The sequence below is a fragment of the Salimicrobium humidisoli genome, from assembly GCF_002295105.1.
GTDB lineage: Bacteria > Bacillota > Bacilli > Bacillales > Halobacillaceae > Salimicrobium > Salimicrobium humidisoli.
Genome location: NZ_NSGH01000027.1, coordinates 20,200 through 27,080 on the forward strand (window position 1 = coordinate 20,200; position 6,881 = coordinate 27,080).

Below are 6,881 nucleotides of genomic sequence, written 5' to 3' on the forward strand. Positions count from 1 at the left end.
CGGTTATTTACTCCCCTCTGTAAATAGTGTAATAAGTGACAAAATGATCAGAAGCGGCATAGGTACGAACATCCAGAACCACGTGCCCCCTGATAAACTGTGGGATGAAGCTGATAGTAATACATCAACCAATCCTTCCACCTCCAAATAGATAAATTATGCACCTGCTATACACCCTCTCGATCCATCATTTTCTGTGAAAAAAGATGATACATAAAAAGATTGCTGAAAACAGGAGGATAATTAAGGGTACCCTCTGGAAATATCCTCCTGTTCATGATTGAAGCGAGAGGTTATATAGAACACAGGTGCAACTATATCATACTATAATATTACGAACATTACAAAAATTCCTACTAATTTCTCACTATGTATTTTTATTCACAATTTATACACATAGATCACATATAGTATGAAATTTTTGATAACTATTCACTATAATAAATAAAAAAAAGTTTCACTTACCTCTCAATTGAACTTTCCAGACAGAAAAAGACCGTCCTGTAAGCAGACGGCCTTCCTCTTAATCATATATATATACGTATGGGGTTTCTTCCCCTTTCTCTCTGACTATAAGACTTTCCTGGCGATTGAGGCTATTGATACGCACTTCTATCCCGTAGTGCTGCGGGAACATTTCTTTCACGAGACTGTGCACGTACTGCGTAAACCCGTCTATTTCGGCCTGGGAATTAAATTCGACGGGGATATCCATCTTCACCTTATTCAATTCACCATTTACATAGAACCCTTTTCCTATGACGCCTACAAAATCCGGGAAGTAATCGGATATGCTCGTGCGAAACTCAGAAAAGATCTGGGAGTCATCGAAATGGTTTTCTGTAGCTTCCGTGGAAGGGAAGAGCACATAATTTTCATCGATGGATTTGAATTTACCGATAGTATCATCTTCTGTATAAGCCTTTGCTATGAAGTTCCCGGGAACGCTCGAAGCATTCGTTTCTTCTTCATACAGCGCAAAAGTCACCGGAACATCCGGGATGTCCTCAGACTTACGGAGACGCTTCAGTATAGTCGATGCGTACTGTTTACCCTTTTTCTTCAGTTCCTTCGTAGTGTGGTTTTCGGTCTTCTCTTTTCCGTCCACCGTAAAGTTATATTCGGAACGAAGAGCGATTCCGATCGTGATTCCTTTTATCTCTACTGAGTCGTCATCGTTCCGGACCAGATAGTTCTGCTCCACGATGTTTGAAATATACCGAGGGGAATTGCGGAACTCTTTTTCTGTAGCAGACTCTTCGTCGAGTTCCGGGTTCAGCCCCTTGCCGTCTTCGCCGGTGGATCGGCCGAGCCATTCATAAAGGGTTTCGCTGTCCAGATATTGACCGAGCTGAAAGAAGTACTCGTCTGTCGGAAAATATTCTTTGGAGTGACGCTTTAACCCATTTTCGAACTCTGAAATATCCACCCGATTATTCATCTGGTTCGTCGTAACTCCACGACTGGCAGAAGTTTTGGGGGAGTTTTCATTAAGGACCACCCTGTACTCTCCCTCATCTTTCGTAAAGCCCGGGATGATCGCAGATTCCCCGTCCGATTCTTCCGTCGTTTCTTGAGTAACTTCATCAGTACGCTCATAAACGGGAGTGCAGCCTGTTGCAAACAGTAAAACAATCCCCATACCTATCAGCCATTTTTTCATTTTGCTCACTCCTGGTTCTGTAAAGCTTCAGCGAACTGACTCTCGCTCCAAATTTCCACACCCAGCTCTTCTGCTTTCGTGTACTTACTTCCGGCATCCTCCCCGGCAACAAGCAAGTCCGTATTTTTGCTTACGCTCCCCGTCACTTTCGCTCCAAGCTCTTCCACTCTCTTTTTCGCTTCGGATCTTGAGTAAATTTCCATTTTACCGGTCAGCACTACAGTTTTTCCGTTAAACGGAGAAGTAGCGGCTTCGGCAGATACTCTTCTTCCTTTGTATTCCATGTTAAGCCCCAGTTCCGATAATTCCCGCAGAAGAACCCTCACTTCCTCACGTTGAAAATAACTGTGAATGGACTCCGCCATCTTTTCCCCGATCTCCGGAATCGACTCCAGCTCCTCGGAAGAAGCCTTCTGCAGAGCCTGCATAGAGCCGAAATGGTTCGAGAGCGTAGTGGCGGCTTTCGTTCCTACGTACCGGACGCCGAGGCCGAATAACAGTTTCTCCATAGAATTCTCTTTTGACTGCTCAATGGCAGTAAGCAGGTTGTTGACCGATTTCTCTGCCATACGGTCAAGCTGAAGCAGTTCTTCTTTACGCAGCTTGTATATATCTGCAATGTTGTGGATCAGCTCTTCGCGGAACAGCTGGGTGATCACTTTCTCCCCGAGTCCTTCGATATCCATCGCATTCCGTGATACGAAATGAATGAGTGCTTCTCTCAACTGTGCCGGACAATTCGGATTGATGCAGCGGAGAGCCACTTCCTCCTCCAGACGTACAAGGTCGCTCCCGCACTCAGGACACGTCTTTGGCATAGTGAACGGTTCTTCATTTCCCGTGCGCTCTTCCTCAATCACCCGCAGCACTTCCGGAATAATATCTCCCGCCTTTTTTATAACCACTGTGTCCCCGATACGGATATCCCTTTCTTTAATGAGGTCCTCGTTATGGAGAGAGGCACGCTGGACGGTAGTGCCCGCTACGCGCACGGGTTCGAGAAGTGCCGTAGGCGTAACGACGCCGGTCCGTCCGACCGTCAGATGGATGTCTTTCATTCTGGTCACCACTTCTTCTGCAGGGAATTTATAAGCAGTCGCCCAGCGCGGACTTTTGGCAGTGAAGCCGAGTGTCTCCTGCTCGTCCAGCTGATCGACTTTTATGACGATACCGTCGATTTCGTAATCCAGACTGTTCCGGTTGTCCACCCAGCTCTTCACATAATCGATCACTTCCTCGATATCTTTGAGAGCACGCCACTCCGGGTTCGTCTTCAGCCCGAGTTCTTCAAGATATTCAAGACGGGCGCTGTGCGTATCTTTCAGATCGTCTTCCCACATCCCCACGCCGTAAAGAAAAATATCCAGATTCCGGCTGGCCGCTATCTTCGGGTCGAGTTGACGAAGGGAGCCGGCTGCTGCATTTCTCGGGTTTGCGAAAGGGGCTTCCTCCTTCTCCTCTTTCTCTTCATTCAGAGCGGAGAACGATTTCTTCGGCATGTACGCCTCTCCGCGAACTTCGATCGTCTCCGGACGGGATAGGCGGAGAGGTATGCTCCGGATTGTACGTAGATTCGAAGTGATATCCTCCCCCACTGTTCCGTCTCCGCGGGTAGCTCCGCGAACGAGAACTCCTTCTTCATACAAAAGGGAAACAGCGAGCCCGTCGATTTTCAGTTCACAGACGTAGGAAACTTCCCCCTCCGCTCCCTCACGGACTCTCCGGTCAAAATCCCGGAGCTCCTGTTCATTAAAAGCGTTCCCGAGGCTGAGCATCGGAATCTCATGCCGTACTTTTCTGAATGAGTCCAGCGGCTCTGCGCCGACCCGCTGCGTCGGAGAATCGGAAGTGATCAGTTCGGGATATTCTTCTTCGATTTCCGTTATCTCCCGCAGCTTTTTATCGTACTCGGCATCCGGAACCGTAGGCGCATCAAGCACGTAGTATTCATGGCTGTACTTCTCCAGAAGTTTCTTCAGTTGTTCATGACGCCGTGCCGCTGCTTCTTTTTCCATACATCGTCACCTCTTTCATACCTTGGTAATGGGAGCGAATTTCGCAAGGACACGCTTCACGCCTTCCGGTGCAGGAAATGCGATATCAAGCTCCATATCTTTTCCTTCACCCTGGACTCTGACGACCGTACCTTCGCCCCATTTTTTATGGTTTGCTTTATCCCCCGGTTTCCAGGAAGCATTTTCGGCTCCGGAAGCTCCGGTTGCTTTCTTGGCTTTTCTCTTCTCCACAGGCCGGTCCGACTGGATGGACTGTTTCTTATTCGCAAAAGGAAGAGGCTCTCTGTCTTCTTTTCCTTCAAGGAAATCTCCGGGAATTTCACTTATGAACCGGCTGACCGGATTCATGTTCGTCTTTCCGAACAGAGTACGCATCTTGGCATTTGTCATAAACAGTTTCTTCTCGGCACGCGTAATCCCTACGTAAGCGAGCCGTCTTTCTTCCTCCATTTCCTCTTCATCCATGATAGAGCGGCTGTGAGGGAAGATATTCTCTTCAAGGCCTATAAGAAAGACTACCGGAAACTCAAGACCTTTGGCTGAGTGGAGTGTCATCATCGTAACCGAATGCTCGTGCTCTTCCTCGTCCGCCTTATCGATATCGGCGATCAGTGCAAGATCCGTCAGAAAAGCTACAAGAGTCTTGTCTTCGCTGTACTGTTCAAAGTTCATCGTGACCGATTTGAACTCCTCGATGTTCTCGAGGCGCGACTGAGCTTCGAGAGTCTTATCCGTGCGAAGCATTTCCTCATACCCGGTTGTTTCCAGCACTTCATCCACGAGATCCGTAGCGGAAAGGAATTCCTGCTGCTTCGTCCAGTTATCTATCATCCTCCGGAAATTGACGACCGCTTTGGCAGCTTTGGCGCTTATACCGGTAAAGTCTGCTTCGGCAGCTGCATCAAAAAGCGAGATGTCGTGTGCAGCAGCATAACTCTGCAGTTTTTCGATACTCGTTTTGCCGATCCCGCGTTTCGGTTCATTGATCACACGTTCGAAACTGAGATCATCATTAGGATTGGAGATCAGACGCAGATAGGCAAGAAGGTCCTTGATTTCTTTACGATCATAGAATTTGGTCCCTCCGATCATCTGATAGGGGATATTCGCCTTCACAAATGTTTCCTCCACCGTACGGGACTGGGCGTTTGTACGGTACAGTATCGCCATGTCACTGTAGGTGAAACTGCCCTGCTTCACCAGATCCTCGATTTTATCTGCAATGAAAAAGCTTTCTTCTCTCTCTGTCCCGGCTTCGTGATAATGGATCTTTTCCCCTCCGTAGTTATCCGTCCAGAGCTTCTTCGGTTTCCGTCCGGTGTTGTGATCGATGACGTGGTTCGCGGCATCGAGAATCACTTCTGTGGACCGGTAGTTCTGTTCAAGGAGAATGGTGACAGCGTCCGGGTAATCCTCCTCAAAAGTCAGGATGTTCGTAATGTCCGCTCCGCGCCAGCGATAAATGGACTGGTCGGAGTCTCCGACGACGCAGAGGTTTTTGAATTTCTCCGCCAGTTTCTGCACCAGCTGATACTGGGCATGGTTGGTGTCCTGATACTCATCAACGTGTACGTACTGGAAGCGCCGCTGGTAATATTCGAGCACTTCCGGTACCTGCTCGAACAGCACCAGCGTTTTCATAATAAGATCATCGAAGTCGAGAGACTGGTTTTTAGAAAGTTTCTTCTGATAACCGCGGTAAATCTGGGCCACCTGTTCCTCACGATACCCGGAAACCCGACTTTCGTACATGTCCGGGCTCAGCAGTTCGTTTTTAGCATTACTGATTGCTCCGAGCATCGTCCTCGGGTTCCAGTTTTTCGGATCAAGATTAAGTTCCTTCAGCACCTGCTTGATCACTGTAAGCTGATCACTGGCATCGAGAATGGAGAAGTTCCTGTCCATACCGATGCGGTCTATATCTCTGCGCAGAATCCGCACGCACATGGAGTGGAACGTCGACATCCATATACTTTCCGCACCCGGTCCGACGAGCAGTTCCACCCTTTCCTTCATTTCACGGGCTGCTTTATTCGTGAAGGTTATCGCAAGAATATTCCAAGGGTTTACCCCTTTTTCCTGTATGAGATACGCAATACGGTGGGTAAGTACCCGGGTCTTCCCACTTCCTGCCCCGGCCATTACGAGAAGAGGGCCTTCCGTGTGAGCTACCGCTTTCTGCTGCGGTTCATTCATTCCTTTCAGCAACGCATGAATCGACTGCGTCATAAATCTATCATCCTTTCTTTTACTCAGGTACGGTCTGAAGCGCAGTTTCGAAATCTTCGTAGATTATATTACCGACGATCATCGTATCCACCATGCCCTGTATTTCTTCAGCTTCCTCTCTGGACTGGATGCCGCCTCCATAAAAAAACTGGGTACGGGATAATTCCTCTGACACTTTTCGGATCAGGGACGTATCCCCCTTCTTGCCGCTGTACTCCAGATAAAAAATCGGGAGCGGGAACAACTGCTCCACCAGGCGGGCGTAAGCGAGGATATCCTCTTCCGTCACCGGAAAACAGTTCGTCTTACGGAAAGCCTTCGCTTCTTCGTTCACTATACAGTAGCCTTCCGAGAAGATAAGCTGTTCTTCCACCATATCCCCGTACAGCTTCATCGCCTGATGCTGCATATCGAGCACCCAGGTTTTGTCTTTACTGTTCAGTACTGCGGGCACGAAATAATAATCGAACCCGGGGACTACCGCTTCCATGTCGGATATTTCAAGTACGAGCGGCACATCATACGGCTCGATCTGTTCGAACAGATTCCAGACGTTATCGAACGTCACCCCGTCTGTCCCGCCGACGATGACGGCATCGGTCCCCGACTCACAGACTCTGCGGATTTCTTCTTCCGTTATATCTTTATTCGGATCCAATTTAAACGCATGCTTCCAATTTTTCATTCGCTACACCTCTTTACTCCATTTTATTATTATACCAAAAAAAGCACGGAACCACAGTGGCAGCCTACGTATTTACCGGACCATTTTTCTAAAAGGAAGATTCGTTCCTGGTTATTATGTAACTTTCTGATCATGATTTCTCTGCCTTGAAGTCATGAAGATGAGTCTGGGACAAAACCAGTAAATATTAGTAAAAAAGGGCGTCCCTTCCAATGACTTTCATTGCAAGGGACGCCCTTTCTCTATGGATGTTTCTGTACGTTTATACACAAAAAGAGATCCCTCTGCT

General features: G+C 48.0%; 5 protein-coding genes. All 5 read right to left on the minus strand.

Annotated features, from left to right (window positions below; genetic code table 11):
* Positions 1-3 precede the first annotated feature (3 nt).
* The 5 genes from CKW00_RS13925 to pcrB all read right to left on the minus strand — a co-directional run bounded on the left by CKW00_RS13925 (position 4) and on the right by pcrB (position 6,592).
* Positions 4-132 carry a hypothetical protein gene (locus tag CKW00_RS13925; protein WP_268794163.1) on the minus strand — a complete coding sequence of 43 codons (129 nt, stop codon included), beginning with the start codon at positions 130-132 and terminating at the stop codon, positions 4-6.
* Positions 133-523: 391 nt separating this feature from the next.
* The gene (locus CKW00_RS12405; protein ID WP_095822827.1) at positions 524-1,663 is read right to left on the minus strand and encodes a CamS family sex pheromone protein; all 1,140 of its coding nucleotides are present in this window, start codon (positions 1,661-1,663) and stop codon (positions 524-526) included.
* A 5-nt stretch (positions 1,664-1,668) separates the two neighbouring features.
* Positions 1,669-3,678, minus strand: a complete 2,010-nt coding sequence (gene ligA / locus CKW00_RS12410; protein ID WP_095822828.1) for an NAD-dependent DNA ligase LigA — start codon at positions 3,676-3,678, stop codon at positions 1,669-1,671.
* Between the two features lie 15 nt (positions 3,679-3,693).
* Positions 3,694-5,907 (minus strand): DNA helicase PcrA, encoded by a 2,214-nt coding sequence (pcrA, locus tag CKW00_RS12415; RefSeq protein ID WP_008588234.1) that lies wholly within the window; start codon positions 5,905-5,907, stop codon positions 3,694-3,696.
* A 19-nt stretch (positions 5,908-5,926) separates the two neighbouring features.
* Positions 5,927-6,592: a heptaprenylglyceryl phosphate synthase gene (pcrB, locus tag CKW00_RS12420; RefSeq protein WP_076571271.1), complete on the minus strand. Its 666-nt coding sequence runs from the start codon at positions 6,590-6,592 to the stop codon at positions 5,927-5,929.
* Positions 6,593-6,881 lie beyond the last annotated feature (289 nt).

Bases quoted from the DNA above. Each gene is read 5' to 3' on its own strand.
- CKW00_RS12405 (WP_095822827.1), bottom strand. From the start codon at position 1,663: ATGAAAAAATGGCTGATAGGTATGGGGATTGTTTTACTGTTTGCAACA.
- ligA (WP_095822828.1), bottom strand. From the start codon at position 3,678: ATGGAAAAAGAAGCAGCGGCACGGCGTCATGAACAACTGAAGAAACTT.
- pcrA (WP_008588234.1), bottom strand. From the start codon at position 5,907: ATGACGCAGTCGATTCATGCGTTGCTGAAAGGAATGAATGAACCGCAG.
- pcrB (WP_076571271.1), bottom strand. From the start codon at position 6,592: ATGAAAAATTGGAAGCATGCGTTTAAATTGGATCCGAATAAAGATATA.